The sequence below is a fragment of the Uliginosibacterium aquaticum genome (assembly GCF_012972705.2).
Lineage (GTDB): Bacteria > Pseudomonadota > Gammaproteobacteria > Burkholderiales > Rhodocyclaceae > Uliginosibacterium > Uliginosibacterium aquaticum.
Genome location: NZ_JABCSC020000004.1, coordinates 95,938 through 122,915, shown reverse-complemented (window position 1 = coordinate 122,915; position 26,978 = coordinate 95,938). Strand labels below are relative to the sequence as shown.

Sequence of the window (26,978 nt, the reverse complement as noted above, 5' to 3'; positions counted from 1 at the left end):
GCCAGCCATCGGGCATCATTCGCGATAGCTGATATGAGCGAAGACGATACGCCAGTCTGTCCCGAAACGCACCCAGGTCTGGCTCTGGCGGCCGATGCGGCCATCCACGCTACGCCGGAAAACGATGTTCACAGTGGCGCTGTGGGTGCCGAAACACACGATGCGCCGAGCCAGCCGTTCGCGCGCCAGGCCACGCAACGGGCGCGCCGCGCGGAAAGCCCGAATCGTATCTATACCGACCTGCTCATCCGAAGCATTGACCCGTTCGACCCGACCATCCTTCCAGAACAGCTCGTCGAGCACGGCCAGATCGTTCACCAGCAAGGCCGCCTCGTAGCGATCCGAAGCCTTGCTCACCTCGGCACACATGCGTTCATCATTGATCGGCATTACCCCTCCCTGATCCACGGTTGACGAAAACACAGGCCCTGCGCCTCCAGAACCGCCGCCGCAGCCAGCGCCACATCCTCCCGGCCCGGCGCAGCAATCAGCTGGACACCGATCGGCAAGGCAGTGTCTGTGGGCAGCGGCACAGCCACCACTGGCAGGCCGATAAAAGAAATCGGCTGGGTCAGCAGGCCGATCGAGGGGCGCGTCGGCACCCGCCCGCCCGGCAAGTCCAGCTCGGGCTGGGCAATCGTGGTCGCCACTACCGGCGTAGCGGGCGCAATCAGCAGATCGAAACGCTCGAAATAATCCTGCAGGCGCTGCAGAAAAACCTGCCGGAAGCGCTGGGCCTGCACATACCAGCTGGCTGGAATGAGGCTGCCAGCGAGCATGCGGTCGCGATTATTCGGCTCCATGTCCTCATACCAGGCCTGCAAGGCCGGGCGGTAGAGCTGGCCCGATTCGCTGGCAGTGATCACGAAGGCTCCGGCGCGAGCCGCCGCCACATCGGCAATATCCAGCTCGTCGCTGGCGGCCAGCGCCTGCGCCACACGCTCGCTGGCTCGGCGCGCCTCCGGGCCGGACCATTGATCAAAGTAGCCACTCAGCCGTGCCACCCGCAGCGCTCCCGGGCCCTGCAGCTGCGCCTGCAGTACTGCGGCCTCGGTCGCCGCACCGGCTACGCGCCGACAGGCCTGGTCCCGCGGATCAAGCCCGCTCAGCACATCGAAGATCCGCGCCAGATCACGTGGCGAACGCGCAAAGGGACCGACGTGATCGATGCTGTGCACAAAAGGCATGCTGCCGCCCCGTGAGAGCCCGCCGTAGGTAGGCTTGAGGCCGTAGATGCCACAGAAGGAAGCCGGCACGCGGATTGAGCCATTGGTATCCGAGCCCAGCGAGAAGGCGCACAGCCCAGCCGCGACCGCGGCGCCGCTGCCACCTGAGGAGCCGCCGGCCACGCGGGTCGGATCGAGCGGATTCCGGGTCACGCCATGAAAGCTGTTTTCGGTGGTGAAGCCATAGGCATACGCATCCATGTTCAGCCCACCCAGCAGACAGGCACCGGCCACGGCCGAACGCGCGACCAGGGTGGCGTCCGCGGCCGCCGGGCCCGCAGTACGCGCGCGGTGCCCGCCGGCCAGGGTCGGCAGACCGACGATGTCGAACAGATTCTTCACGGCATAGGGCACACCAGCCAGCGGCGCCAGGGCTTCGCCCCGTGCCCGCTGCGCATCCACTGCGGCAGCCTCGCGCAGGGCGCGCTCGCGGGTCTGGTCGGTATAGGCAAGGAGCGCTCCATCCCGTTCATCCATGCGGGCAAAACTGGCTTCTGCCAGCTCACGTGCACTCACCTCTCCGCCTGCCACCCCCTCCGCCATCTGCCAGGCATTGCGTCCCAGCCACGCCTCTGCCGCGCTCATGGGCGAAAGATCGGCGCCGGTTCCACGGCGGCCGCCAGTGGCAGTGCCAGCAGCGGCGCTGCCACACGCGCCACCAATGCCATCTGCTCCGCCACCCGCGCGAGCTGCGGCGCATCCAGCGCATACCCCTGCAGCACCGCCACCTGCTCTACATAGGCCAGCCAGGGGTTCTCCTTCATCACCACTTCGCTTTGCATGGGCTCCTCCTTTATGGGGTTCGGAAACAATCTTGCATACAAGATCAAATGCAATTTCTGTTCCCCTGCCTGCGCCTCTGCTGAACAGCCCTCCCGCTGCGCCCTCCCAAACCTTGTAGCAGCAAGCGCCTCTGCCTTCTCAGGCTGATCCGCGCCACTCCGGCAGGGCGCTGGGGGAGCGGTTGGCGCCCCGCACCAGAAGCGGGCGGAGCGCCACGCCATCCCCCGCAGCGGTGCGCAGCCCTGCTCCGGCGACAGCCCCCGGAGCTCAAGAGCGCCCAACAAGTCGATAAAAATCAAACCCTTGAATGAAGCCGTGAGCACCCGGCCAAGTTGGCACGCCGATTGCACACTTACTTGTATACAAGCACTCCCCTGCCTATCTGGACGCCCCCATGACCGACTCGACGCTCTCTTCTGGCCGCGATCTCTCCATCACCGCCCTGCAAAGGGACTATGCGAGTGGCGCACTCACGCCACTACAGTTGCTCAACGCATTGCAGCCCTTGCTGGCCGCCTCGAATCCGGCAGCCTGGATCTATCGCCTGGATGCGCCCGCCTTGCAGCAACGCGCGCAGGAGCTGGAGGCACTTGGCCCTGGCCCGCAGCGCCCGCTCTACGGCATCCCGTTTGCCGTGAAGGACAACATCGATGTCGCCGGCCTACCCACCACTGCCGCCTGCCCGGCCTTCAGCTATATCGCCGAAGCTCATGCCACAGTGGTGCAGCGCCTGCTCGATGCCGGCGCGATCCTCATCGGCAAGACCAACCTCGACCAGTTCGCCACGGGCCTGGTCGGCACCCGCTCGCCCTACGGCACCCCTAGCTCCACCTTCAGTGCCGAACATATATCCGGCGGCTCCAGCTCCGGCTCGGCCGTGGTCGTCTCGGAAGGCTGCGTGAGCTTCGCACTGGGGACCGACACGGCAGGCTCCGGGCGTGTGCCGGCCGCCTTCAACAACATCGTCGGCGCCAAACCCACGCGCGGCTGGCTCCCTACCACCGGTGTAGTACCTGCTTGCCGCTCACTCGATTGCGTGTCGGTATTCGCCATCAGCGCCGGTGAAGCCTGGCAGGTGCTCTGTGTCGCCGGCGGGGCAGACCCTGCCGATCCATGGTCACGCCATGCGCAAGCGGCCGGTTTGCCGGCCCGGCCCCGGATCGGCGTGCTGCGCGCCGAGGAGCGCGAATTCTTTGGCGACGCGCAAGCCGCGGCGCATTACGCCGACATGCTGGAAAAACTCGCCACGCTGGGCGAGCTGGTCGAGTTTGATTTCGCACCTTTCGCTGCAACGGCGGCGCTGCTCTACGATGGCCCCTGGGTGGCCGAACGCCTCGAAGCCACGAAGGGCCTGCTACAGAACCGGCCCGAATCGCTGGACCCGACCGTCCTCACAGTCATTGCGCGCGGTCTCGAGTTCGACGCCGCACAGGCCATGCAGGCGCAGACCCGCCTGCAGGCCTTGCGCCAGCAGATCGCCCCCGTATGGAGGAGCCTGGACCTCTTGGCCCTGCCAAGCGCGCCAACCCAGCACCGGATTGCCGCCGTCCAGGCCGATCCGGTGCGCCTCAACAGCCAGCTCGGGCACTACACCAACTTCACGAACCTGCTGGATTTATGCGCCGTGGCAGTGCCCGGGCCACTGCGCCCGGACGGCCTGCCCGCCGGAGTCACCCTGCTGGCACCGGCCTGGCATGACGCCGCGCTTGCACGCCTCGCCGACACCCTGCACCGCAGCAGCGACTGTCGCGTCGGCCACACCCGCCACGCGCTGCCGCCGCCTGGCGCACGAATGGAATGGCCGGCCACCCCGGAGGCCCCATGGATACGCCTGGCGGTGATCGGCGCCCACCTCTCAGGCATGCCGCTGAATCACGAACTGACCGAGCGCGCCGCCCGCTTCGTACGGGCCTGTCACACCGCGCCAGCCTACCGGCTCTACGCTCTGCCCGGCAGCGTGCCGCCCAAGCCCGGCCTGCAAGCGGTCAGCTCAGGTGGCGTAGCCATCGTCGTCGAGGTCTGGGAGCTCACCCCGGCCGCCTTTGGTGATTTCGTCGCCCGCATCCCGGCCCCGCTGGGCATCGGCAGCCTGATCCTGGACAACGGCGAAACGCTCAAGGGTTTCCTGTGCGAACACACGGCCCTCACGGAGGCTGAAGACATCAGCCCGTTTGGCGGCTGGCGCGCCTACATCGCCCACCGCAGCGCGGTCTGAGCACAAAGAGCGGGCCAGCGAAAACAAAAACGGCAGCCAAGGCTGCCGTTCGATCTCTGCTTCCGGGAAGGCTCAGGGGCGCGCAGCCCGGCGCTGCATCTGCATCAGGCGCGCCTGGATGTAACCCTTGAGCTCGCGGAAGGGTATCGGCTTGCCATAAATCAGCACATCTTCAGGGAGGCCGCCCTGCTCTTCGATGTCCTCGGCGGTCAGACCGGTCACCACGATGATGTCCATACCCGCCAGTTGCGGATCGTCACGCAGCTTGCGGATCATCGCAAAGCCATCCAGATCCGGCATAACCAGATCGGCCACCAGCAGATCCGGCGGGTTGCGGCCGATTTCCATCAGGCCCTCGAAGCCCGAAGCCACGATCTTGACCTTGATCGGCATGTCCCAGGTCGCCACTGTTTTCTCGTAGAGCGCCTGCATCAGGCGGTCATCCTCGGCGATCAGCACGCGCAACTCGGTCGACGGTGTCGGAGTCGTCACCGGACCGGCCTGACGCTTGCGCAGGAAGGCTTCAACCGAGGTCACGCGAATACGCCGATGGCCACCGGCCGTTTTCCACGCATCGAGAAGGCCGTTTTCCACCATCTGCTGCACCGTGCCCAGCGACACGCCCAGCATCTGGGCCGCATCACTGGTGCTGCAGAATTCGCGATCCGGTTTGCCACCGGGCTGTACGGCGTCAGACATGCATGAACCCCTGATATCAAGACTGGGTAAGCCGGGCCGTCATATTTCGGCCTCGGTAAAACCGCCGGATTGTAACGTACTGCAACAAACCGTCGCAGCAAAAAGCGCCGTGCGGCAAGCTCCGGAAGGTAAAAGTCTGATAATCGGAGGAAATGCCTGAACAAGCCGGCGGCATGAAGTCAGTACCCGGCGCCCTGCACGTAATTCTCGAAACGGGTGTACTCGCCGATGAAGGTCATCGGCACCATGCCGGTCGGGCCGTTACGATGCTTGGCGATGATCAGCTCGGCCTTGCCCTTGTCCTGAGTATCCGGGTTATAGATCTCGTCGCGGTACACGAACATGATGATGTCCGCATCCTGCTCAAGTGCGCCGGACTCACGCAAATCGGAAGCCATCGGGCGCTTGTCGGCGCGTTGCTCAAGGCTGCGGTTGAGCTGTGAGAGCGCCATGATCGGCACGTTGAGTTCCTTGGCCAGTGACTTTACCGAACGCGAGATTTCCGAAATCTCGGCCGTGCGGTTGTCGCTCTGCTTGTGGGAGGACATCAGCTGCAGATAGTCGATGACGATCAGACCCAGTTTGCCCCCACACTGACGATGCAGGCGGCGCGCGCGCGCGCGCAAGTCGATCGGATTGAGGCCGGCCGTCTCGTCAATGAAGATCGGGGCTTCGTGCAGTTTGCCCAACGAGTAGGACAGGCGCTGCCATTCGTCATCATTGAGTTTGCCGGTGCGCAAGCGGTGCTGATCCAGCCGCCCCACCGAGGAGATGAAGCGCATCACCAGTTGGGTGGCCGGCATTTCCATCGAGAAGATCGCCACCGGCAACTGGGCATCCAGCGCCACCGATTCGGCGATATTCAGTGCGAACGAGGTCTTTCCCATACCCGGACGGCCGGCGACAATGATCATGTCGGTGCCATGCAAGCCAGAGGTCATCTTGTCGAGATCGGCCAGGCCGGTCGGCACGCCGGTCACCGACGCGGGGTTATCGCGGTCGTAGAGTTCCTGGATACGCTCCACCACTTGTCCCAACACCGGCTGGATCGGCACAAAGCCGGTGTTCTGGCGTGCGCCTTCGTCACGAATCGACAGAATCTTGGATTCCGCCTCGTCGAGGATCAGGTTGGCGTCGCGCCCGGCCGGGGCCAGCGCGCCAGAGGCGATCTCGTCACCCACCGTGACCAGTTTGCGCAGGATCGCCCGCTCGCGCACGATCTCGGCGTAACGACGCACGTTCGAAGCCGACGGCGTGTTGTTGGCCACCTCGCCCAGATAGGCAAGCCCCCCCACATGCTGCGCATCGCCCGATTTGTCGAGCGACTCGAACACGGTCACCACGTCGGCCGGCTTGCCCTGCTCGATCAGCTTGGCAATGTGGTGGAAGATGCGGCGGTGTTCGTCGCGATAGAAATCGACCTCGCTGACCAGATCCGCAACCCGGTCCCAGGCCGAGTTATCCAGCAGAAGGCCGCCCACCAGGGATTGCTCTGCCTCGACAGAGTGCGGCGGTAGCTTCAGAGCATTGAGCTGGGAGTCGAACACGGGCGGACTGGAATAGTCACCCTCACGATTACGGGCCATGGGGTTCTGCGCGGCAAAAGTGGCAAGTTTAATCCAGAAGCCGGAGGCCCCCCTCTTCCACGAGAGATATCCGGGCTAGAATTGGCCTTCCTGTTCCTCGCCGTGCATGGCATGTCCATCGACCCTGACCTCTCCGCCGACCCGACCGGCCCGATCCTAGACTGGCTCAGTGGCCAGCCTGCGGCCGACCTTGCCGCCGAGGCCCTGGCACTCGGTCAGCAGCTCGACGCCCTGCACAGCCCGACCATCAGCAGCCAGCAGTTCCATCACTGCATCGAACTCTTCTACGGCCGCGCGCTGCGCCTGTGCCTGGAACACCGTCAGGCCCTGCGCCGCGAAGCCCTGCCCCTGCCGGCCGCCTTGCTCAACAGGGCGCGCCAGATCGCCGAGGTCCTCAAGCGCGTCGCCCAGGGCTTCGAACGTGTCCTGACCGATGCCGATGCCCGTGCCGGCACGCCGCAGAAGCGTCTGAACGAAACCGCGTCAGCACGCGCCTTGCGCCTGCTCGGCGAAAACTACCTCACCCTGGGCCAGGCCGGGCTCGATCCTGAGCCGGAGGCCTGGCGGATTGCCTGGCGCCTCTACGCCATGTCGCGCAGCGAAGCCGGTGCGCTGGAGCAGGCCGCCAGCCCGGTCGAAACGGCGCTCTACGCCTACAAGCGCCTGCTCGCGATGGCCTCGCTGGAGCCGCAGAGCCTGTCCCCGGCCGAGCTGGACTGGGCCGCCGAATACCTCGCCCGTATCAGCGGTCAGGTGCATGTGCAGGAAATTCGCCCACCAGCGCTGGATGGCGCCTGGTACTGGCTGGACCCCTATGGCAGCGCAGAGCCCCAGGCTTGTGTACGGCGCGATGCGCCGGAAGGCCGCAGCCTGCTGTATTTCTCAACCACCGGCCTGGCGCGCCGCGCCGGCGAACAGCTGGCCCGCCACGAGAGCGGTCGCACAGGCGGTGATCTGGATCTGCATCCGGACTTTCCGGATGTACATCCGGCCACCCTGCTGGAACGGCTGCGCAGCCGCTGGGCCACGCCGCCACGCCGCGAACAGCCGCGCCGGCGGCAGGAATACACGGTACAGGCCTGCGTGGGTCTGACTGCTATCTGGACAGTACTGCGTCATGGTGATGATCCGGCGCTGGTCAGCGAATGGGGCGTCGTCAACGAAAGCCCCGGCGGCTATGCCATCATGACCCTGCAGGGCCGCAGCAGCGGTTTGCTGGCCGGCATGGCGATTGCCTTGCGGCGCGATGTCAGCGACATCTGGAGCCTGTGCGTGGTGCGCTGGATCCGCAGCGATGCGGTCAATCAGATCGAGATCGGCCTGCAGATGCTGTCGCGCGGCGCGATTCCGATCCAGGTCGGTTTCAAGGGCAGCGAACGTGAGGCTGGCATGGTTCGCGCACTCGTCCTGCCCGTTTTGCCCGCCCTGCGCCAGCATCAGGCTGTGCTGGCACCGGCCGGCACCTATATCTCGCGCCGCTTCTCACTGGTCTCCGACATCGACCGGCTTTATGTGGCGCAATGCCGCCTGCTGAGTCTGGACTTGCAGACCTCGAATGTGGAGCTGTTTCAGTTCGAGGTTGACCCCTACCCGATCTAACCCGCATCCGGGGCAGAAAGTCGCCCCACCGGCCGCGCCAGGGTTGTGCGCAGCTCGCCCAGGCTGCAGTCCAGCAAGGCCCGGTCAGCCGCCGAGAAGCGCGCATCGAGCACCTCGCTGCGCTGCACGCCGATCACCAGGCAGGCAATCAGCTCCCCCAGTTGCAAGGCCTCGCCGGCCACGCACAGCATCCACGCGCCGTCTTCGGTGCGCACCGCCCATCCAGCCATACGCATGTCCTCCAGCATCTGCTCGGTCTGCCCAGGCGTCATGCGACAGGCCGCGGCAAGCTGGTCAACTTCGGCAGCCTGGCCGATGTCCTGCGCCGCCACCAAGGCTTGGGCCAGGCGCATCACCGACACTACACGACCGGCCGGACTCAGGGGCAAGAGGCGGCTACGCATGCCGAAAGCGGGCAGCACCGCAGCCACGGTGGCTCCCAACAGGATGACCAGCCAGCTCAGATAGACCCAGATCAGGAAGATCGGCAGTACCGAGAAGGTGCCGTAAATCAGGGTGAAATTGGGCAATTTGGCCAGGTAGAAACCGAACAGGCGCTGCACCAGCACTACCCCGACACCTGCCACCAGCCCGCCGGCGAGGCCATGCCAGAACTTCAGGCGCCGATTCGGCACGACGTGGAAAAGAAATACAAAGAGTGCCGACAGCAGCAAGGCGGTGGCGGCCCGGTCGGCAAACTTGCGCAGCCAGCCGGCGGGGTTGTCCATCATCCCGAGCGAGGCATGCATCAGATCCCCCGTTGCCGCCACGCCCACCGCAAAGATCACCGGCCCAAGCGTCAGCGCCAACCAGTAGATCGGGATGCGCACATACCAGGGGCGCGGACGGCGGATCAGCCAGATGCTGCTGATGGTGCGGTCGATGGTCGCAAACAGCATGATCGCGGTGACCACCAGAAAGACGGTGCCGACAATGGTCAGGCTGGAGGCCTTCTCGGAGAACTGCAGGGCATAGGTCGCCACCACCTTGCCGGCCTTTTCCGGCAGCAGGTTCTGCAACAGGAAGCCGCGCATCCCCTCGCCGAGCTTCATGAAGGGCGAGAACTGGCGCATCACGAGAAGCACTACGGTGAGCATCGGCACCAGCGACAGCAGGGTCGTGTAGGTCAGCGCACCTGCGGTCTGCATCACCCGCACTTCACCGAACTTGTACTGTACAAGCCGGACAAACTGGAACAGGGGATGGTCTGCGAATCGTGCTTTCATGGGGCGGGGGGCAACATCAGAACCGTATAATGCGGGCATTCTAACGACTCAGACGGCCACGCCCAACGCCGTCCGCCCCAATGCCCAGCCTGTCCGTCACCCGCACTGCTGCCACTGTCTGCCTGCTGGCCCTGATCGCTCTGTGCCTGGCCGCCGAACTGTGGCTGGCGCCGCTACGTCCTGGCGGCTCCTGGCTGGTGTTGAAAGTGCTTCCACTCTTAGCCGCCCTGCCCGGTTTCCTGAAGGGCCGGCGCTACACCTTCCAGTGGATGAGCCTGGCCATCTGGATCTATTTCACCTTCGGCGTGGTGAGCGCCAGCACCGTCAAGGGCATCGGCGCAGTGCTGGGTGGCTGCGAAGCCCTACTGGCGCTGACCATTTTCTGCCTGTGCGCACTCTTCGCCCGCCAATCCGCCCCTTCACGCCAGAAGGCATGACAGTGAACGAAAAAGGCGTGCCGCAGCACGCCTTTGTGACGCCTGCCAGCGCCTGATCAAACACCCTCGCCTTGCGGATCGACGCGTAGGCCACTCGACTCCAGCCGGTTCAGCGCATTGATGTAGGCCTTGGCTGAAGCGATGATGATGTCGGTATCCGCGCCCTGGCCATTCACTACCCGGTCTCCCTTGGTCAGGCGAACCGTGACCTCGCCTTGTGCATCGGTGCCACCGGTGATCGCATTCACCGAGTAAAGCAGCAGCGCAGCGCCGCTCTGCGCGATCGATTCGATGGCCTTGAAGGCGCCATCGACTGGCCCGGAACCATTGGCCTCAGCCTTGTGTTCAGCCCCACCTACCGACAGCGTAATTCCCGCAGACGGCACTTCGCCGGTCTCCGAGCACACCCGCAAGGACAGCAATTTGTAATGCTCCTGCTCGGGCGTGACGACCTCGTCGGACATCAGCGCCTGCAGATCCTCGTCGAAGATCTCCTGCTTCTTGTCTGCCAGCTCTTTGAAACGCGCAAAGGCTGCGTTCAGCTGCTCTTCGGATTCAAACACGACGCCCAGATCCTGCATCCGCGCTCGGAAGGCATTGCGGCCGGAGAGCTTGCCAAGGGTGAGGCGGTTGGTGGTCCAGCCCACATCTTCGGCACGCATGATCTCGTAGGTTTCGCGATGCTTGAGCACGCCATCCTGGTGAATGCCGGATTCATGCGCGAAGGCATTCGCCCCCACGATGGCCTTGTTCGGCTGTACCGGATAACCCGTGATCTGCGACACCAGTTTGGAAGCCGGCACGATCTGCGTGGTGTCAATGCGAGTTGTGACCGGAAAGACATCGCTGCGCGTGCGGATCGCCATTACCAGCTCTTCCATCGCGGCATTGCCGGCACGCTCGCCAAGGCCATTCACCGTACATTCAACCTGACGCGCACCGGCGCGCACCGCGGCCAGCGAATTGGCCACCGCGAGGCCGAGGTCGTTATGGCAGTGCACAGACCACACCACCTTGTCCGCATTCGGTACACGCTCGATCAGGCTGCGGATCAGACCCGCGTACTGGTCCGGCATGCTGTAGCCGACCGTATCCGGCACGTTGATGGTCTTCGCACCAGCCTTGATGACCTCATCGAATACCCGGCACAGAAAGTCCAGCTCGCTGCGCCCGGCATCCTCGGCCGAGAACTCCACATCGTCCGTGAATTGACGGGCCCAGCCGATAGCGCGCACCGCCTGCTCGACGACCTGATCCGGCGTCATGCGCAGCTTCTTCTCCATGTGGATCGGACTGGTCGCGATGAAGGTGTGGATGCGCCCAGCATTAGCCGGCCTGATGGCTTCGCCAGCGCGCGCGATGTCCTTCTCGTTGGCACGTGCCAGCGAGCACACGGTGGAATCCTTGACGGTCTCAGCCACGGCACGCACAGATTCGAAATCACCGTTCGAGGCGGCAGCAAAACCGGCCTCGATCACGTCCACGCGCATCTTCTCGAGCTGGCGCGCAATGCGCACCTTCTCATCACGGGTCATGGCTGCGCCCGGGCTCTGTTCGCCGTCACGCAGGGTGGTGTCGAAAATGACCAGACGATCCGTCATTACAATTTCTCCGGAAAACTTGTTACTTGATTCGGGGGGCTGCAGCACGGGCCTTGCGCAGGCGACGCCACAGACTCATCACATAGCCCGACAGGCCGTAGCACACGAAGAGGCCGAAAAGCACGCTGGGCGGATCGGAATGCACCGCAAGCAGCGCGCCAATGAACACCAGCGCTACCGAGAACGGGACGGCACGACGCAAGTTGATGCTTTTGCCGCTCCAGAACAGCACATTGGTCACCATCGACAGACCGGCAAAGATCGCGAAGCCTGCAGCCAGCCAAGGCACGGGGATCCAGCCCAGATGAGCAGTCCCGGCGATACCATTGTCATTGACCACCCAGATAAAACCCGTCAGCAGCGCAGCCGCCGCCGGACTGGGCAAACCCTGGAAGTAACGCTTATCGACCACCGCGATATTGGTATTGAAACGCGCCAGACGCAGGGCGGCACTCACGCAGTAAATGAAAGCGGCCACCCAGCCAAACTTGCCCAGATCCTTCATGGCCCACTCGTATGCCACCAACGCAGGCGCCGCACCGAAGGCGACCATGTCAGACAACGAGTCGTATTCGGCACCAAACTGGCTCTGGGTGTTGGTCAAGCGCGCCACACGGCCATCCAACCCATCCAACACCATGGCGATGAAGATTGCCACGGCCGCCAGTTCAAAGCGGTCATTCATGGCTTGCACGATGGAATAGAAACCAGCGAACAGCGCCGCGCTGGTAAACAGATTAGGCAGGATGTAGATCGCACGCGAACGCTTGCGCACATCGGCCTCAGGCGTGTCTTCATCCATCTGGATCGGATCGCTCATGGTGTTCCCTTGTTGCCATCGGCAGCCTTGCAGACCATCTGCATGTGCTCCGGTTCACTGCAGCAGAATACAACGAGGGGGCAGAGGCAGGGGCCAAAGCCACTCCCTCTGCCCCCTCAAGGCAAAACTACATCAGTTCTTGCTTTGATCAACCAGCTTGTTCTTGGAGATCCACGGCATCATCGAGCGCAGCTGACCGCCGACGGTTTCGATCGGGTGCACTGCGTTCAGACGACGGCGAGCCGTCATCGACGGGTAGTTGGTACGGCCTTCGAGGATGAACATCTTGGCGTACTCACCGGTCTGAATGCGCTTCAGAGCGTTGCGCATGGCTTCGCGGGACTGCTCGTTGATGACTTCCGGACCAGTCACATACTCGCCGTACTCGGCGTTGTTGGAGATCGAGTAGTTCATGTTGGCGATGCCGCCTTCATACATGAGATCAACGATCAGCTTCAGTTCGTGCAGGCACTCGAAGTAAGCCATTTCCGGAGCATAGCCAGCTTCGGTCAGGGTTTCGAAGCCCATCTTCACCAGCTCGACAGCGCCGCCACAGAGCACAGCCTGTTCGCCGAACAGATCGGTTTCAGTTTCTTCGCGGAAATCGGTCTCGATCACGCCACCCTTGGTGCCGCCATTGGCTGCCGCGTAGGACAGAGCGATGTCCTTGGCCTTGCCGGAACGATCCTGATACACAGCGATCAGGGACGGCACGCCGCCACCCTTCAGGTACTCGGAGCGCACGGTGTGGCCCGGGCCCTTCGGAGCAACCATGATCACGTCCAGATCCGCGCGCGGCACGACCTGGTTGTAATGCACGTTGAAGCCGTGAGCAAAAGCCAGCACGCCGCCTTGCTTGATATTCGGCTCGACGTTGTTCTTGTACACCTCGGGGATGTTCTCGTCCGGCAGCAGGATCATGACCACGTCGGCCATCTTCACCGCGTCATTCACTTCTGCAACCTTGATGCCGGCGGCTTCAACCTTGGACCACGAAGCACCACCCTTGCGCAGACCAACGACCACATTCACGCCGGAGTCACGCAGGTTCTGCGCGTGGGCATGGCCTTGCGAGCCGTAACCGATGATGGCGACCTGCTTGCCCTTGATGAGGGAGAGATCAGCGTCCTTGTCGTAATAAACCTTCATTGTTTTCTCCATGTGATGGGTGAGACGTGATACGTGATAAGTGGCCAAGCCACGTACCACATGTCGCTTGTCACTGAACTTTCAGAACCCGGTCGCCACGGCCTAGACCGCACACCCCGGAACGAACGGTTTCGAGAATCAGCGCGGAGTCGATCGCGCCGAGGAAAGAATCAAGCTTGTCCTGCGTGCCCGTCAGCTCAATGACGTAGCTCGATTCGGTCACATCAATGATGCGGCCACGGAAAATCTCCGACATGCGCTTCATCTCTTCACGTGCAGCGCCCACCGCATGTACCTTCACGAGCATCAGCTCGCGTTCGATATGAGCAGCCTCGGAGACATCCATCACCTTGACCACATCCACCAGCTTGTTGAGCTGCTTGGTGATCTGCTCTATGACTTCGTCCGAACCACTGGTCACGATGGTCATGCGCGACAAGGAGGCATCCTCTGTCGGTGCCACGGTCAGGGATTCAATGTTGTAGCCACGTGAGGAGAACAGGCCCGAAACGCGCGACAGTGCTCCGGATTCGTTCTCAAGCAGCAGGGAAAGTACGTGACGCATCTGCAGGCCTCTTACAGGTCTTCGGACGACAGGATCATCTCGTTGAGACCCTTGCCACCCTGAATCATCGGGTAGACGTTTTCAGTCTGATCAATCTGGAAGTCCATGAACACCAGATCGTTCTTGCGCGCAAAGGCTTCGCGCAGTGCGCCTTCCACGTCGCCTGGCTTGGTGATCTGCAAGCCAACATGGCCATAGGCCTCGGCGAGCTTAGCGAAATCAGGCAGCGAATCCATGTAGGACTCAGAGTAGCGGTTGCCGTGGAAGATTTCCTGCCACTGCCGCACCATGCCCAGATAGCGGTTGTTCAGGGAAATGATCTTGATCGGCAGGCGATACTGCTTGCAGGTGGAAAGCTCCTGAATGCACATCTGGATCGAGCCTTCGCCCGTGATGCAGGCCACCGGCTTATCCGGATGCGCCAGCTGCGCGCCCATGGCGGCAGGCAGACCGAACCCCATGGTGCCAAGACCGCCCGAAGTCACCCAGCGGCGCGGCTCATCAAAGCCGTAATACTGCGCCGCCCACATCTGATGCTGACCAACGTCCGTGGCCACGAAGGCCTCACCGCCGGTTACTTCCCACAGTTTCTGAACCACGAACTGAGGTTTGATGATCTCGTCGGAATTCTTGAAGACCATGCTGTTACGGCTGCGCCACTCATCCACCTGGCGCCACCAGGCACTGGTCAGCTCAGGATTCGGGCGCCCGCCGGACTCCAGCCCGGCGATCATGGCATCCAGCACATCACCCACGTCTCCGACGATGGGTACATCAACCTTTACGCGCTTGGAAATCGACGAGGGATCGATGTCGATATGAATGATCTTGCGCGGCTCCTGCGCAAAGTGCGCGGTATTGCCGATCACGCGATCATCGAAACGGGCCCCCACGGCCAGCAGCACGTCGCAGTAGTGCATGCCCATGTTGGCTTCATAAGTCCCGTGCATGCCCAGCATGCCGACAAACTGTTTGTCAGATGCGGGATAGCCGCCCAGCCCCATCAGGGTGTTGGTCACAGGGAAGCCCAGCAAACGTGCCAGCCGGGTCAATTTCTCTGCGGCATTCGACAGCACCACACCGCCGCCGGTGTAGATCATCGGGCGCTTGGCAGCGAGCAGCAGTTGCAGCGCCTTGCGGATCTGTTCCGGCTCAGCCTGTGGGGTCGGGCTGTAGGAGCGAATGCTGATCTGCTCGGGGTAAGCGAATTCGCAGCGCTGGGCGGTCACATCCTTCGGGATATCGACCAGCACCGGCCCGGGCCGGCCGCTACGGGCAATGTGGAATGCCTTCTTGAGGGTTACGGCGATGTCACGCACATCCCGCACCAGGAAATTGTGCTTCACGCAGGGGCGCGTGATGCCCACGGTATCGACTTCCTGAAAGGCATCCAGGCCGATAGCGGCAGTCGGCACCTGGCCGCTGATGATCACCAGCGGGATCGAGTCCATGTAGGCCGTGGCAATGCCGGTCACGGCATTGGTTGCGCCGGGGCCGGAGGTCACCAACGCCACACCGACGTTCTGTGTGGTACGGGCGTAACCATCGGCCGCGTGCACAGCAGCCTGCTCATGGCGCACCAGTACGTGACGGAACTTGTCCTGCTTGAAAATTTCGTCGTACAGGAAAAGCACAGCCCCGCCAGGATAGCCGAATACGTATTCGACCTTTTCTTCCTGCAGGCACCTCACTACAATTTCCGCACCGGTCAAGACCATTCCCGCACCCACGCACCCCAACAAAAGAACCCATTACCTTACCGGCGCCATCAGGATTGGTCAAGGCGCCGGCCGGTTCGCACCCACAGGCAACAGGTCAGACTCTGGCTTCACGCATCGAACTCTCAGATTTCCTAGCCGGCGTCGAAAGGCGCGCCTTCCGGCAGGCCCAGTTCGCCCTGCGCGATGAGGAGGCCGCCCTGGATGTGGTGCAGGAAGCCATGCTCAAGCTCGCCGAGAAGTACGCGGCACGCCCGGCGGAAGAGCTGCCCCTGCTGTTTCAGCGCATTCTGCAGAACGCCATCCGCGACCACATGCGCCGCTCCCGCGTGCGCAACCTGTGGGTCAGCCTGCTTTCTGCCTTCGGCAGCGGCGAGGAAGGGGAACCAGATCCGCTGGAGAGCATCGAAACCACAGACACCGGCATGCTGCCTGCCGGACCACAAGGGCGCCTAGAACAGTCACAAACCCTGTCCATCATAGAAAGTGAAATATCCAAACTGCCCGCGCGTCAACGCGAAGCCTTCCTCATGCGTTACTGGGAGGAAATGGACATTGCCGAGACAGCCGCCGCCATGGGCTGCTCCGAGGGTAGCGTAAAGACGCACTGCTCCCGGGCCAGTCACACGTTGGCGGCTGCGCTGCGTGCGAAAGGAATTGAACTATGACCCCCCAACAATCCCCCTACTCCCTGGACTTCGCCGCAGAACGCGAGCTGGGCCTGTTTGTACGCAATCAGCTCAATGCGGGCACCGCTCAGCTGGACGTACCGGTGACCGAACGCCTCTTCGCTGCCCGCCAGGCTGCGCTGGCCGGCTTGCCGACACAAGCCGGCGAACTCTCGCTGGCCAGCGTTGGCCGCTCCGGCTGGAGCTGGCTCGAAGAGCGTCTGCGCCCACTGGCCATGGCCTTCGGCCTGGTTCTGGTGCTGCTGGCCGGCAACCAGACCCTGTCACTGCAACACATCGAGAGCCAGGAAGACATCGACTCTGCCCTGCTCAGCGATGAACTGCCGATCGACGCGTATCTCGACCGGGGCTTCCAGTCGTGGCTGGCCGACTCCTCGCGACAATAATCCTTATCCTCGGGCTAATGGTCAGCGCTCACGCGCAGACCAGCGGCCTGCTGCCTGGCGGCGCCCAACCGCGCTGGAGCCAGCTCAATGCCCAGCAACGCACGGCCCTGGCCCCGCTCGCCCGCGAGTGGGACAAACTGCCAGACTCGCGCCGCCAGAGCTGGCTGGGCATCGCACGCCGCTTCGCCGCCCTGAGCGATGTCGAACAGGCACGCATGCAGGACCGGATGCGGGAATGGCTGGGCCTGACCCCTGCGCAGCGCGAACTCGCGCGTATCCAGTACCGTCAGCTGCAAGCCAACGCGCCCGAACAACGCCGGGCACTAGAGCGCAAATGGCAGGAGTACCAGGCGCTGCCCGAAGAAGAAAAGGCCCGCCTGCGCGCCCAGAGTCCGGCATTGGCGCGCTCACCCGCGCCGACACCGCTCCCTGATGCTTCGGCACCGACTCAATCGCGCACCACTGAATTGCGTCCGCCCAAGGCGCTTACCCTGAAAAACCCTTCCACCCGCGTTCGCGTGGCCACCGCCAGTGCGCCAGCAGTAGTGCCTGTCGTCGTGCCGGTCGAAGTGCCGCCACCGCCCCCGGAAGAAGAAATCGAGCGCGAATAAGCGCTACACGCCAATGCCCAACCGCCCGCAAGTAGAACTCGCCAGCCTGCGCCGCCGCCTGGCCGCCATGCTTTATGAATCCCTGCTTCTGCTGGGCGTGCTTGCCCTCGGCTTTCTGGCCCCCCTGCTCACGCTGGGCGTAGCTTTCGGCATCACCCCGCCCGGCTGGCTTGAGTGGCTGCATCTGCTGGCTTTGCTGGGGGCGTACTTCATCTGGCTCTGGCACCGGCGCGGCCAGACGCTGGCCATGCAGACCTGGCAGCTGCAACTGGTGGACGCAAACAGCGGCTTACCGCCCTCGCTGGGGCGCAGCCTGCTGCGCTACGCACTGGCCTGGCCTTCCATGCTGCTGCTTTTGAGCGGAGTCGGCCTGATCTGGACCGCTTTCGTCGATCGCGAACGCCAATTCCCGCACGACCGGCTGGCCGGCACCCGCATCGTTTTCAACCCGGCCTTGCGCCAGGACGCCGACTGAGCACTGAACCCGCGCTCAGCGCCGGTCAACTTTCCACATCAGGCCAACTGCCAGCAGAAAGAACAACAGGCTGGGCAGCGCGGCGCTCATCAAGGCCGGCCAGGCATTCAGCACACCCAGATTCGAGAACAGGGCATTGAGCAGATAGAAACCGATCCCCAGCATCACGCCAGTCAGTACGCGCGCACCCACATTCACCGACCGCTGGTTGCCCAGGCAGAAGGGGAGCGCCAAGACCATCATTACCAGCGTCACCAGCGGGTAGACCAGCTTTTTCCAGAACGCCACGGCATAGCGCCCAGTACGCTGTGAGTTGGCTTCCAGATGGCGCTTGTACTGATACAGACTAGCCAGGGCCATGCGCTCCGGCGTCACCATCACGACACTGATCAACTCCGGCGTAAGTTCAGAAGCCCAACGCAAGGAGGGGATATTCAAGAGCTCGGTACGGTCGCCATGAAAGCGGGTCTGCACCACTTCACTGAGCAACCAACCCTGCTCTACGGAATACACCCCGCGCTTGGCAACGTTGAGTGTCGCCAGGCGATGCTCAGAATCGAACTCGTAGATCTTCACCGTCTCGAGCGAGGCATCTGGCAGGACGCGCTGCACGTTCACGAACAAGCGACCATCGCGCATCCACATCCCTGTGCGCAACTCCTGCGGCACAGTGGCATTGGTCGTGCGCAAACGCCACTTCTGGCCAATCCGCTCGAGCGGCGGTGCCACGTATTCACCCAGCACAAAGGTCAGTACCACGAAAAACAGACCGATGCGCATCAAGGCGATCAGCAACTGCCGCGTGGACACGCCGGCCGCACGCAGGACGGTGAGTTCAGAATTGCGGGCAAACTGGGTCAGCGCGTAAAGCGTGCCGATCAGCACCGCGATCGGCATGACCTCATAGGCCCGGCTCGGGATCGACAGCGCCACAAAGATCACCGCGTGCTTGAGGCGGTAGCCCTCCTTGCCTAGATCCTCGAGCTCAGCCAGAAAATCGAAGAACGCAAACAGGCACAGAAAGGCCCCCAGCACCAGCAGGGTGGAATAAATGATTTCCCGGCGCAAATAGCCGCGAGCAGTCTTCATCGCTTGAAACGCCTCAGGTCAGGCAACATCCGCCAGCCAAACAGCAGCACCAATAACAGGAACATGCCGCCATGCACGCTGACCATGCCGGCCAGAACATCCAGCTTGCCCTTGGCAATCCAGGCCTGACTGACCCCGAGCAGGTTGAAATAGACTGCAAACGCCAGCACGGCAAAGATCAGGCTATTGGCCCGCCCGGCACGCGGGTTTACGAAAGACAGCGGAATCGCCAGCAAAGCCAGCAATAAGGTCGCCAGTGGAATCCCGAAACGCCAGGCCAGTTCGGCCTTGTTGGCATTACTGGGGAGCAGGAAAAGATTGAGCGTGGTCAGCGTACGCGGAGTAAATTCGATCACCCCGATTTCTTTCGGCTCGATCCGCACCGCATAACGTTCAAACGCCATCACGCGGTACTCGGCCGAACCAGGCTCGCCTTCGTAACGATGACCGTTGAAAAGCACCACAAAACGATCGCCATTGGAGGCCGACTCGACCAGCCCTTCAGCCGCCACCGTCAGATCCTGGCGACCATCCTTGGACGAATTGATGAACACATTGCGAACCTTGCCAGCCTCGCGATCCACCGATTCCACAAAGAACACTCGCTGCGCCGAAACGGATTCACGGAACACGCCGGGCGCCACCCGCGAGACTTCATCCCGCGTCTCGAGTCGCTTGCGATACTCAAGCGCCTTGCCCTGCGCCCACGGCGACAGAAATAACGAAAGCGCCGCGATCACCGCCACGATCGGCATAACGAAGGCCAGCACCGGCCGCAACCAGGCGGTCAACGAGAGCCCGGAGGAAAACCACACCACCATTTCCGAATCGCGATAGCTGCGCGAGAGCGACAACAGCACCGCCACAAACACCGACAGCGCCAGTGTGACCGGCAGGTGATTGAGGGTCGAGAAACCGATCAGCGCCAGCACCGCATCGGCCGGCAGACGACCGCCCGCCGCCTGCGACAGCAGGCGTACAAGGATCACCGTAACCAGAATGAAGAACAGCGCAACAAAGATCGCTGCCGCCGTACTTGCAAATTCGCGCATCGCTGCGCGGCGGAAAATCATGATGGAATGAGTACTCGCTTTGACGGCATCAAGCTGCAGCGGGGATAATCAGGCGTCCGGACAATTGGCGCACGCCGCCGCTACATCAGGAAAAGGCCATGGAATTTAGCATAAAAGCAGCAAGCCCCGAGAAACTCAAAACCGACTGCCTGATCCTTGCCCGCAGCAGCGATGGCGAAGCCGGCCCACAGTTCGCCGCCACGGACGCCGCCAGCCAGGGCCTGCTCGGCAAGCTTTGCCTGCGCGACCTGGACGATAAGGCAGGCAGCCTGCTGGCCCTGCCCACACTGCCCGGCGTCACGGCCGAACGCGTACTGGTGGTAAGCCTCGGCAAACGTGCCGAACTGAACGCCAAGACCCTGCGCAACGCGTTGCTTGCCGTCGGCAAGTGGCTCTCAACCAGCAAGGCCAAATCCGCGGCTTTTGCGGCCACCGATCTGGTTGCCGCCGGTCTCGAATTGCCCGCCAGCCTGCGTAGCGCTACGACCCTACTGGCCGACACCGCCTACCGTTTTGAAGCCATCAAGGCCAAGGCAGAAGACAAGCCTGCCGGCCCCGCCAAGCTTGATTTCATCCTGCAGGGCAAGAGCGACGCGGCCGCCAAGCGCGCCGTCGAACAAGGCGCAGCGATTGCTGCGGGTCAGGCCCTGGCCCGCGATCTGGGCAACCTGCCCGCCAATTACTGCACCCCGAGCACGCTAGCCGACACTGCCAAGAGCCTCGCCCGCGAATACAAGCTCAAGCTCAAGGTCTTCGACCGCGAGGGCATTGAAGAGCTGGGCATGGGCAGTTTCCTGTCCGTGGCGCAGGGTACGCGCGAAGAGCCGCGCTTCATCGTGCTCGAATACAAGGGCGGCAAGGCCAAGGAGGCTCCGGTCGTACTGGTCGGCAAGGGCGTCACCTTCGACTCCGGCGGCATCTCACTGAAGCCCGGCGAAGGCATGGACGAAATGAAGTTCGACATGTGCGGAGCCGCCTCCGTGCTGGGGATCTTCCGCACCGTCGCCAAGCTGGGCCTGCCGATCAACCTGGTCGGCCTGATCCCGGCCACCGAAAACCTGCCCAGCGGCACCGCCGTCAAGCCGGGCGATGTAGTCACCTCGCTGTCTGGCCAGACCATCGAGATCCTCAACACGGACGCAGAAGGCCGCCTGATCCTGTGCGACGCACTCACCTACGCCGAGCAGTTCAAGCCTGCCTGCGTGGTGGATATCGCCACCCTGACCGGCGCCTGCATCATCGCCCTGGGCCACCATACCTCCGGCCTCTTGGCCAATGACGACGCGCTCGCCGCTGAACTACTTGCCGCCGGCCAAAATGCCGGAGACCGTGCCTGGCAACTGCCGCTCTTCGACGAATATCAGGAGCAACTCAAGAGCAACTTCGCCGACATCGCCAACATCGGTGGGCGACCGGCCGGCAGCATCACAGCCGCCTGCTTCCTGTCGCGTTTCACCAAGGCCTACAAGTGGGCGCACCTCGACATCGCCGGCACCGCCTGGAAGAGCGGCGCGGACAAGGGAGCGACCGGCCGACCGGTGCCACTGCTGGCCGAGTTCCTGCTGCAACGGGCCGGGCAGTGACCGAGGTCCGCTTCTATCACAATGCGCAGGACCGCCTCGAGGCGGCCTGCGCCATCACCACCAAGGCCGTACGCGCCGGGCACAAGGTGGTGGTCTTCGCACCGGACGCCAGCACCGCCCAGCGCTACGACAACCTGCTGTGGACACGGCAGCCGCTATCCTTCGTTCCACACGTAGCAGCCAGCTCCCCGCTCGCGGCCCGCACCCCGGTCCTCATCGCACGGAGGGCAGAAGAACTAGTCCATGACGATCTGCTGCTGAACCTTGCCGACGATCTGCCGGAGGGCTATACCCGCTACGCCCAGCTTGTCGAGATCGTCGGCACCGACGAAGCCAGTCGCGTCACCGCTCGCGAGCGCTGGCGCTTCTACAAACAGCAGGCCCATCCGGTGCAGGCCTTCGATCTGTCCAAGGGAAATTCATGAACAGCTCCAGTGCCGATGACCTCCCCCTTGATCGCGCCCTGCTCGGCAAGGCCGATGCCCTGATCCGCCGCAACCGCACCAGCGGCGTAAGCCCGGACGCAGAAGAACTCCCTATGCTCACCGAGGTTGTCGAGGAAGAGCTGCCTGAACTCACCGACGCACTAGCCCTACCCGTCAGCGAAACCGCGCCTGCGGTACCGCCACGCGTGCAGGAAGCCTTTTCGCTGAATCTGGATCTCGACGACTACACACCCAGCGGCCAGTTCCAGCCCATGAGCCCGCTGCCACCGGATGAGGTCATCGAGCGCGCGGTGGATGAAGCCGTCGAACGCGTCCGCGAAGAAATGCGCGTCGAACAGCAACACGCCATTCAGGAGGCCGTCGCCAAGGCGCGCGCCGAGACCCTCCACGAAGCGCGCCAGATGCAGCAGCATGCCGTGCAGGCCGCCATCCGCCAGGGCCGCGAAGAGGCTGAGATCAATCAATGGCCGGCCCTGCAGGCCGCCCGGCAAGAGGCCGTACAAGGCGCTGCCGCAGCCATGAGCGAGCGCCTCATCGAGCTCGATGCGCAGATCTCGCAGAGCCTGAACCAGTGGCTCGCCAAGGAGTTGCCCCCCATCATCGCCAGCGAACTGCTGGGTCTCTCCGAGCGCCTGCGCGTGCAGACCACGGCGCACATGCGCGCCACCCTGCTGCCGGAGCTCTCCGAACAAGTCTCCAAAGTGCTCGAAAGTGCGCTGAGGGGCGATTCCGAGCAATAACGAGTTTGCTTTGCCCTGCGCGCCGAACGCGCTAGAATGAAACCGCTTTACCGATGCGCGTTGGCATCGGCTACGGAACCGGGGGCGACCTGGCTTCGACGTGGGTCAAGAAGCGATGTGGTGCATACCGAGGCCCAGTTACCTCGTAAATCCATCTGGAAATCTATACTCGCCAACGACGAGCAATTCGCTCTGGCCGCTTAAGGCCTAAGCCGCTGCACTGATTGGTCTCTGGGTCAGGTGGGGTAAAACCTACAGCAGCGTCATTCACAGGGACTCGTGCTGCATCGGGTTACTTGGTGCGGAGCTAAAACATAGGTGACTCGCCTTGCGTCGGCCTGCCGGTCGGCTAAGCGCAGGGTTAAACAAAAATAGAGCGGCTAAGTATGTAGATCCAGTTGTGGAAGTCTTGCGGACGGGGGTTCGATTCCCCCCGCCTCCACCATCAAGCATTGCAGACAAGCCGGCGCATGCCGGCTTTTTTGTGTCTGCCTCCTGCCCGGAACCACCCTCATGATCACAGTCCATCACCTTGAGATGTCCCGCTCCCAACGCATACTGTGGCTGCTGGAAGAGCTCGGATTGCCTTACGAACTCGTCATTCATGCGCGCGACCCGGCCACTCGACTCGCTCCGCCGGAACTTCGCAAGATTCATCCACTGGGTAAATCGCCGGTCATCCAGGACGGTGACCTGGTCATAGCCGAGTCTGGGGCTATCCTCGAGTACCTGGCCGAAGTCCATGGAGTGCAGGCAAAGGCCGAACTTGCCGGGCTAGAGCCAAAACGCGGTAGCGCAGCGGGTCGGGAATGCCGCTTCTGGATGCATTACGCCGAAGGCTCGTTGATGAACTGGCTGGTCATGAAACTGGTGTTCACCACCATCCCACGCCAGCCCATGCCCTTCTTCGTTCGCCCGATCGCGCGTGGCCTATGCAACAAGGTGATTGAAAAACTGATCGAACCGAACCTTGAGCGTGCGACCGCCTTTATTGATGAGCACCTAGCCAGCCACACCTGGTTCGCGGGTCAAGCCATCAGTCTCGCAGACTTCCAGATGTGTTTTGCGCTCGAAGCCCTGAGCTCGCGCAGCACGACAGCCCGCCATGCGCCGCACATCAAGGCCTGGCTAGAGCGTGTGCGTGCCCGCCCGGCCTACCAGCGAGCCATCGAGAAAGGCGGCCCGGTGCTGCCGCAAGCCTGAACCGGAAGATCCGGAAAGAAGTCCGCTCGCCAGGAGCGCAGAAAGCAAAGACCACAGCCGGCTTCTGCATGAATGGCTCTGCGCTTCAACAGGGCTCACGCATGGCCCCAAAGTTCAAAGCGTGAGCCGGTATAATCGCGGGCTTCCCCCGAATTTCCCCCAGGTATTCCTCGATGGAACTCGCCAAGAGCTTTGAACCCGCCGACATCGAATCGCGCTGGTACCCGCAATGGGAGCAGTCCGGCTATTTCGCCGCCGGCACCGACACCAGCAAGCCCGCCGACCAGTCTTTCTGCATCCTGCTGCCGCCGCCGAACGTGACTGGCACGCTGCACATGGGCCATGGTTTCAACCAGACCATCATGGATGCGCTGACCCGCTACCACCGCATGAGCGGCGCCAACACACTGTGGCAGCCGGGTACCGACCACGCCGGCATCGCCACGCAGATCGTGGTAGAGCGCCAGCTCGACGCGCAAGGTATCAGCCGCCACGATCTGGGCCGCGAGAAGTTCCTCGAGAAGGTGTGGGAGTGGAAGGAATATTCGGGCAACACCATCACGCGCCAGATGCGGCGGCTGGGCACCTCGCCGGACTGGTCGCGCGAGCGCTTCACGATGGATGCGGGCCTGTCGAAAACCGTCACCCAAAGCTTCGTGCGCCTCTACAACGAAGGCCTGATCTACCGCGGCAAGCGTCTGGTGAACTGGGACCCGGTGCTGGGCACGGCGGTGTCCGACCTCGAAGTGGTTTCCGAGGAGGAAGATGGCTTCCTGTGGCACCTGAATTACCCGCTGGCCGACGGCTCGGGTCATCTGACAGTGGCGACGACCCGCCCGGAAACCATGCTCGGCGACACCGCCGTGATGGTTCACCCGGAAGACGAACGCTACAAGCACCTGATCGGCCAGATGATCCGCCTGCCGCTCTCCTCGATGAGCGGCGATGTGATGGACGCCAAGCAGTGGCGCGAGATCCCGATCATTGCCGATGACTACGTCGACAAGGAATTCGGCACCGGCTGCGTGAAGGTCACCCCAGCGCATGACTTCAACGACTACGCCGTCGGCCAGCGTCATCACCTACCGATGATCTCGGTGCTCTCGCTGGACGCCAAGATCAACGACAACGCGCCCGCCAAGTACCACGGGCTGGACCGCTTCGAGGCGCGCAAGCAGATCGTCGCCGACTTCGAGACGCTGGGCCTGCTCGGCGAGATCAAGCCGCACAAGCTGCAGGTGCCGCGTGGCGACCGCACCAACGTGGTCATCGAGCCGATGCTCACCGACCAGTGGTTCGTCGCCGTGAACAAGCCCGGCCCCGATGGCAAGAGCATCGGGCAGAAGGCGCTGGAAGTGGTCGAGTCCGGCGAAGTGAAGTTCGTGCCCGAAAACTGGGTGAATACCTACTACTCGTGGATGCGCAACCTGCAGGACTGGTGCATCTCGCGCCAGTTGTGGTGGGGTCACCAGATTCCCGCCTGGCATGGCGCCGACGGCCGCGTGTGGGTTGCCCACGACGAAGCTGAAGCCAAGGCGCTGGCCGCCAAGGATGGCTACAGCGGCGAGCTCACGCGTGACAACGACGTGCTCGACACCTGGTACTCCTCCGCCCTGTGGCCTTTCAGCACCCTGGACTGGACGCCGGACTATCCGGGCCAATCCAACCCGGCGCTGGATCTGTACCTGCCGTCTTCAGTGCTGGTCACCGGCTTCGACATCATCTTCTTCTGGGTCGCCCGGATGATCATGATGACCAAGCACCTGACCAACAAGATTCCGTTCAAGCACGTCTATGTGCACGGCCTGATCCGCGATGCGGAAGGCCAGAAGATGAGCAAGTCGAAGGGCAATGTGCTGGACCCGATCGACCTCATCGACGGTATCGGTCTGGAAGCGCTGGTTGCCAAGCGCACCACGGGCCTCATGAACCCGAAGCAGGCCGCGCAGATCGAGAAGAAGACGCGCAAGGAATATCCGGAAGGCATTCCCGCCTTCGGCACCGACGCGCTGCGCTTCACCTTCGCCTCGCTCGCCTCGCTGGGCCGCGACATCAAGTTCGACATGCAGCGCTGCGAAGGCTATCGCAACTTCTGCAACAAGCTGTGGAACGCCACCCGCTTCGTGCTGATGAACTGCGAAGGCAAGGACTGCGGGCTGGACAACCACAAAGTCGACTCCTGTGATGGCCAATACCTGCGCTTCTCGTTCGCCGACCGCTGGATGACCAGCCGCCTGCAGCGTGCCGAAGCCGAGCTGGCGCAGAATTTCGCCGACTACCGCCTCGACATGGCCGCGCGCGCGATCTACGAGCTGGTGTGGGACGAGTACTGCGACTGGTATCTGGAACTCGCCAAGGTACAGCTGCAGACCGGCGACGAAGCCACCCAGCGCGGCACCCGCCGCACCCTGGTGCGCGTGCTGGAAACCATCCTGCGCCTGGCTCACCCGCTGATCCCCTTCATCACCGAAGAGCTGTGGCAAACCGTCAGCGTCATTTCAGGCCGCAAGACCAGCGACTTCATCGGCGCGGCGAGCTACCCGACCTGCGCACCGGAGCGCATCGACGAAGCGTCTGAGGCCAAGGTCGCCGAGCTGAAGGCCCTGATCAACGCCTGCCGCAGCCTGCGCGCCGAGATGAACCTCTCGGGCCAGCGTGTGCCCCTGCTGGTGGCCGGCGACGAAGCCACAGTGAAGGCCTACGCACCCTATCTGGCTGCGATTGCCAAGCTGTCGGAGGTCACTGCCGTCGGCGCCGAGCTGCCGCAATCCCCGGCCCCGGTGCAGGTGGTCGGCGATTTCCGCCTGATGCTCAAGATCGAGATCGATGTGGACGCCGAGCGCGCGCGCATCGGCAAGGAAGTCGCCAAGATCGAGATTGAGGTCGGCAAGCTGGAAGTGAAGCTCGGCAACGAAGGCTTCGTCGCCCGTGCGCCGGCCGCCGTGGTTGAGCAGGAGAAGAAGCGCCTCGCTGACATGAGCGCCACGCTGGCGAAACTCAAGGAGCAACTCGCCCGCCTGGGTTAAGATATGCCCGAAAGGACAAAGGCCCTGCCGCGC

At 63.0% G+C, this 26,978-nt stretch carries 25 protein-coding genes and 1 other RNA gene; 13 read left to right on the top strand and 13 right to left on the bottom strand.

Going from position 1 to position 26,978, the window contains the following annotated elements; all coding sequences use genetic code 11:
- Window positions 1-15: 15 nt before the first annotated feature.
- The 3 genes from HJ583_RS15755 to HJ583_RS15745 are packed head-to-tail and all read right to left on the bottom strand — an operon-like array spanning window position 16 to window position 2,008.
- Window positions 16-390, bottom strand: coding sequence for an AtzH-like domain-containing protein (locus tag HJ583_RS15755; RefSeq protein WP_101944408.1), 375 nt, complete (start codon window positions 388-390; stop codon window positions 16-18).
- Window positions 390-1,811, bottom strand: coding sequence for an AtzE family amidohydrolase (locus HJ583_RS15750; protein WP_217423465.1), 1,422 nt, complete (start codon window positions 1,809-1,811; stop codon window positions 390-392). Before HJ583_RS15750 ends, HJ583_RS15755 begins: the two co-directional genes overlap by 1 nt.
- The gene (locus HJ583_RS15745) at window positions 1,808-2,008 is read right to left on the bottom strand and encodes an AtzG-like protein (protein WP_158239291.1); all 201 of its coding nucleotides are present in this window, start codon (window positions 2,006-2,008) and stop codon (window positions 1,808-1,810) included. The genes HJ583_RS15750 and HJ583_RS15745 overlap by 4 nt, the downstream gene beginning before the upstream one ends.
- A gap of 395 nt (window positions 2,009-2,403) precedes the next feature.
- On the opposite strand from HJ583_RS15745, the gene atzF reads away from it, so the two are divergent.
- Window positions 2,404-4,224: an allophanate hydrolase gene (gene atzF / locus HJ583_RS15740; RefSeq protein ID WP_170022813.1), complete on the top strand. Its 1,821-nt coding sequence runs from the start codon at window positions 2,404-2,406 to the stop codon at window positions 4,222-4,224.
- A 72-nt stretch (window positions 4,225-4,296) separates the two neighbouring features.
- On the opposite strand, the gene HJ583_RS15735 is transcribed toward atzF, so the two are convergent.
- Together HJ583_RS15735 and dnaB are read right to left on the bottom strand one after the other, a co-directional pair.
- Entirely contained in the window at window positions 4,297-4,923 is a 627-nt protein-coding gene (locus HJ583_RS15735) for a response regulator (protein ID WP_170022812.1), read from the bottom strand.
- Between the two features lie 179 nt (window positions 4,924-5,102).
- On the bottom strand, window positions 5,103-6,509 hold the full coding sequence (gene dnaB, locus HJ583_RS15730; RefSeq protein WP_170022811.1) for a replicative DNA helicase: 1,407 nt from the start codon (window positions 6,507-6,509) through the stop codon (window positions 5,103-5,105).
- A gap of 111 nt (window positions 6,510-6,620) precedes the next feature.
- Here dnaB and HJ583_RS15725 point away from each other — a divergent pair, with 111 nt between their 5' ends.
- Window positions 6,621-8,108, top strand: coding sequence for a hypothetical protein (locus HJ583_RS15725; protein ID WP_170022810.1), 1,488 nt, complete (start codon window positions 6,621-6,623; stop codon window positions 8,106-8,108).
- Here HJ583_RS15725 and HJ583_RS15720 read toward each other — a convergent pair.
- Window positions 8,105-9,334: a YihY family inner membrane protein gene (locus HJ583_RS15720; RefSeq protein ID WP_170022809.1), complete on the bottom strand. Its 1,230-nt coding sequence runs from the start codon at window positions 9,332-9,334 to the stop codon at window positions 8,105-8,107. The genes HJ583_RS15725 and HJ583_RS15720 overlap by 4 nt on opposite strands.
- Window positions 9,335-9,414: 80 nt before the next feature.
- On the opposite strand from HJ583_RS15720, the gene HJ583_RS15715 reads away from it, so the two are divergent.
- A complete protein-coding gene (locus HJ583_RS15715) occupies window positions 9,415-9,771 on the top strand; it encodes a DUF2069 domain-containing protein (protein ID WP_170022808.1) in 357 nt (118 codons plus the stop codon).
- Between the two features lie 56 nt (window positions 9,772-9,827).
- Here the strand turns inward: HJ583_RS15715 and HJ583_RS15710 are convergent, their stop codons facing one another.
- The 5 genes from HJ583_RS15710 to ilvB all read right to left on the bottom strand — a co-directional run bounded on the left by HJ583_RS15710 (window position 9,828) and on the right by ilvB (window position 15,624).
- Complete coding sequence (locus HJ583_RS15710) at window positions 9,828-11,372, bottom strand: 2-isopropylmalate synthase (protein ID WP_170022807.1); 1,545 nt, start codon at window positions 11,370-11,372, stop codon at window positions 9,828-9,830.
- A gap of 22 nt (window positions 11,373-11,394) precedes the next feature.
- The gene (gene pssA, locus HJ583_RS15705; protein ID WP_170022806.1) at window positions 11,395-12,192 is read right to left on the bottom strand and encodes a CDP-diacylglycerol--serine O-phosphatidyltransferase; all 798 of its coding nucleotides are present in this window, start codon (window positions 12,190-12,192) and stop codon (window positions 11,395-11,397) included.
- A 132-nt stretch (window positions 12,193-12,324) separates the two neighbouring features.
- Window positions 12,325-13,353, bottom strand: a complete 1,029-nt coding sequence (ilvC, locus tag HJ583_RS15700; protein ID WP_158239289.1) for a ketol-acid reductoisomerase — start codon at window positions 13,351-13,353, stop codon at window positions 12,325-12,327.
- 58 nt (window positions 13,354-13,411) lie between these two features.
- Window positions 13,412-13,906 (bottom strand): acetolactate synthase small subunit, encoded by a 495-nt coding sequence (gene ilvN / locus HJ583_RS15695; protein WP_101944397.1) that lies wholly within the window; start codon window positions 13,904-13,906, stop codon window positions 13,412-13,414.
- Between the two features lie 11 nt (window positions 13,907-13,917).
- Window positions 13,918-15,624 carry a biosynthetic-type acetolactate synthase large subunit gene (ilvB, locus tag HJ583_RS15690; protein ID WP_170022805.1) on the bottom strand — a complete coding sequence of 569 codons (1,707 nt, stop codon included), beginning with the start codon at window positions 15,622-15,624 and terminating at the stop codon, window positions 13,918-13,920.
- Between the two features lie 56 nt (window positions 15,625-15,680).
- On the opposite strand from ilvB, the gene HJ583_RS15685 reads away from it, so the two are divergent.
- Genes HJ583_RS15685 through HJ583_RS15670 form a run of 4 tightly spaced genes read left to right on the top strand, consistent with a single transcriptional unit; the run spans window position 15,681 to window position 17,785 of the window.
- Complete coding sequence (locus HJ583_RS15685) at window positions 15,681-16,292, top strand: RNA polymerase sigma factor (protein WP_170022804.1); 612 nt, start codon at window positions 15,681-15,683, stop codon at window positions 16,290-16,292.
- Window positions 16,289-16,699: a DUF3619 family protein gene (locus HJ583_RS15680; RefSeq protein WP_170022803.1), complete on the top strand. Its 411-nt coding sequence runs from the start codon at window positions 16,289-16,291 to the stop codon at window positions 16,697-16,699. The genes HJ583_RS15685 and HJ583_RS15680 overlap by 4 nt, the downstream gene beginning before the upstream one ends.
- Before the next feature lie 17 nt (window positions 16,700-16,716).
- The gene (locus tag HJ583_RS15675) at window positions 16,717-17,310 is read left to right on the top strand and encodes a DUF3106 domain-containing protein (RefSeq protein ID WP_170022802.1); all 594 of its coding nucleotides are present in this window, start codon (window positions 16,717-16,719) and stop codon (window positions 17,308-17,310) included.
- Between the two features lie 13 nt (window positions 17,311-17,323).
- A complete protein-coding gene (locus tag HJ583_RS15670; protein ID WP_101944392.1) occupies window positions 17,324-17,785 on the top strand; it encodes an RDD family protein in 462 nt (153 codons plus the stop codon).
- Window positions 17,786-17,800: 15 nt separating this feature from the next.
- Here HJ583_RS15670 and lptG read toward each other — a convergent pair whose 3' ends face one another.
- Window positions 17,801-18,874, bottom strand: a complete 1,074-nt coding sequence (gene lptG / locus HJ583_RS15665; protein WP_170022801.1) for an LPS export ABC transporter permease LptG — start codon at window positions 18,872-18,874, stop codon at window positions 17,801-17,803.
- On the bottom strand, window positions 18,871-19,947 hold the full coding sequence (gene lptF / locus HJ583_RS15660; protein WP_170022800.1) for an LPS export ABC transporter permease LptF: 1,077 nt from the start codon (window positions 19,945-19,947) through the stop codon (window positions 18,871-18,873). The genes lptG and lptF overlap by 4 nt, the downstream gene beginning before the upstream one ends.
- Before the next feature lie 98 nt (window positions 19,948-20,045).
- On the opposite strand from lptF, the gene HJ583_RS15655 reads away from it, so the two are divergent.
- The 6 genes from HJ583_RS15655 (at window position 20,046) to HJ583_RS15630 (ending at window position 26,945) form a co-directional block, all read left to right on the top strand.
- Window positions 20,046-21,530, top strand: coding sequence for a leucyl aminopeptidase (locus tag HJ583_RS15655; RefSeq protein ID WP_170022799.1), 1,485 nt, complete (start codon window positions 20,046-20,048; stop codon window positions 21,528-21,530).
- Window positions 21,527-21,955: a DNA polymerase III subunit chi gene (locus HJ583_RS15650; RefSeq protein WP_170022798.1), complete on the top strand. Its 429-nt coding sequence runs from the start codon at window positions 21,527-21,529 to the stop codon at window positions 21,953-21,955. The genes HJ583_RS15655 and HJ583_RS15650 overlap by 4 nt, the downstream gene beginning before the upstream one ends.
- Window positions 21,952-22,716, top strand: a complete 765-nt coding sequence (locus tag HJ583_RS15645; RefSeq protein ID WP_170022797.1) for a hypothetical protein — start codon at window positions 21,952-21,954, stop codon at window positions 22,714-22,716. The genes HJ583_RS15650 and HJ583_RS15645 overlap by 4 nt, the downstream gene beginning before the upstream one ends.
- Window positions 22,717-22,796: 80 nt before the next feature.
- Window positions 22,797-23,161, top strand: a transfer-messenger RNA (tmRNA) gene (ssrA, locus tag HJ583_RS15640).
- Window positions 23,162-23,229: 68 nt separating this feature from the next.
- Window positions 23,230-23,919 carry a glutathione S-transferase family protein gene (locus tag HJ583_RS15635; RefSeq protein WP_170022796.1) on the top strand — a complete coding sequence of 230 codons (690 nt, stop codon included), beginning with the start codon at window positions 23,230-23,232 and terminating at the stop codon, window positions 23,917-23,919.
- A gap of 173 nt (window positions 23,920-24,092) precedes the next feature.
- Window positions 24,093-26,945, top strand: a complete 2,853-nt coding sequence (locus tag HJ583_RS15630) for a valine--tRNA ligase (RefSeq protein ID WP_170022795.1) — start codon at window positions 24,093-24,095, stop codon at window positions 26,943-26,945.
- The last annotated feature ends 33 nt before the right edge of the window (window positions 26,946-26,978 follow it).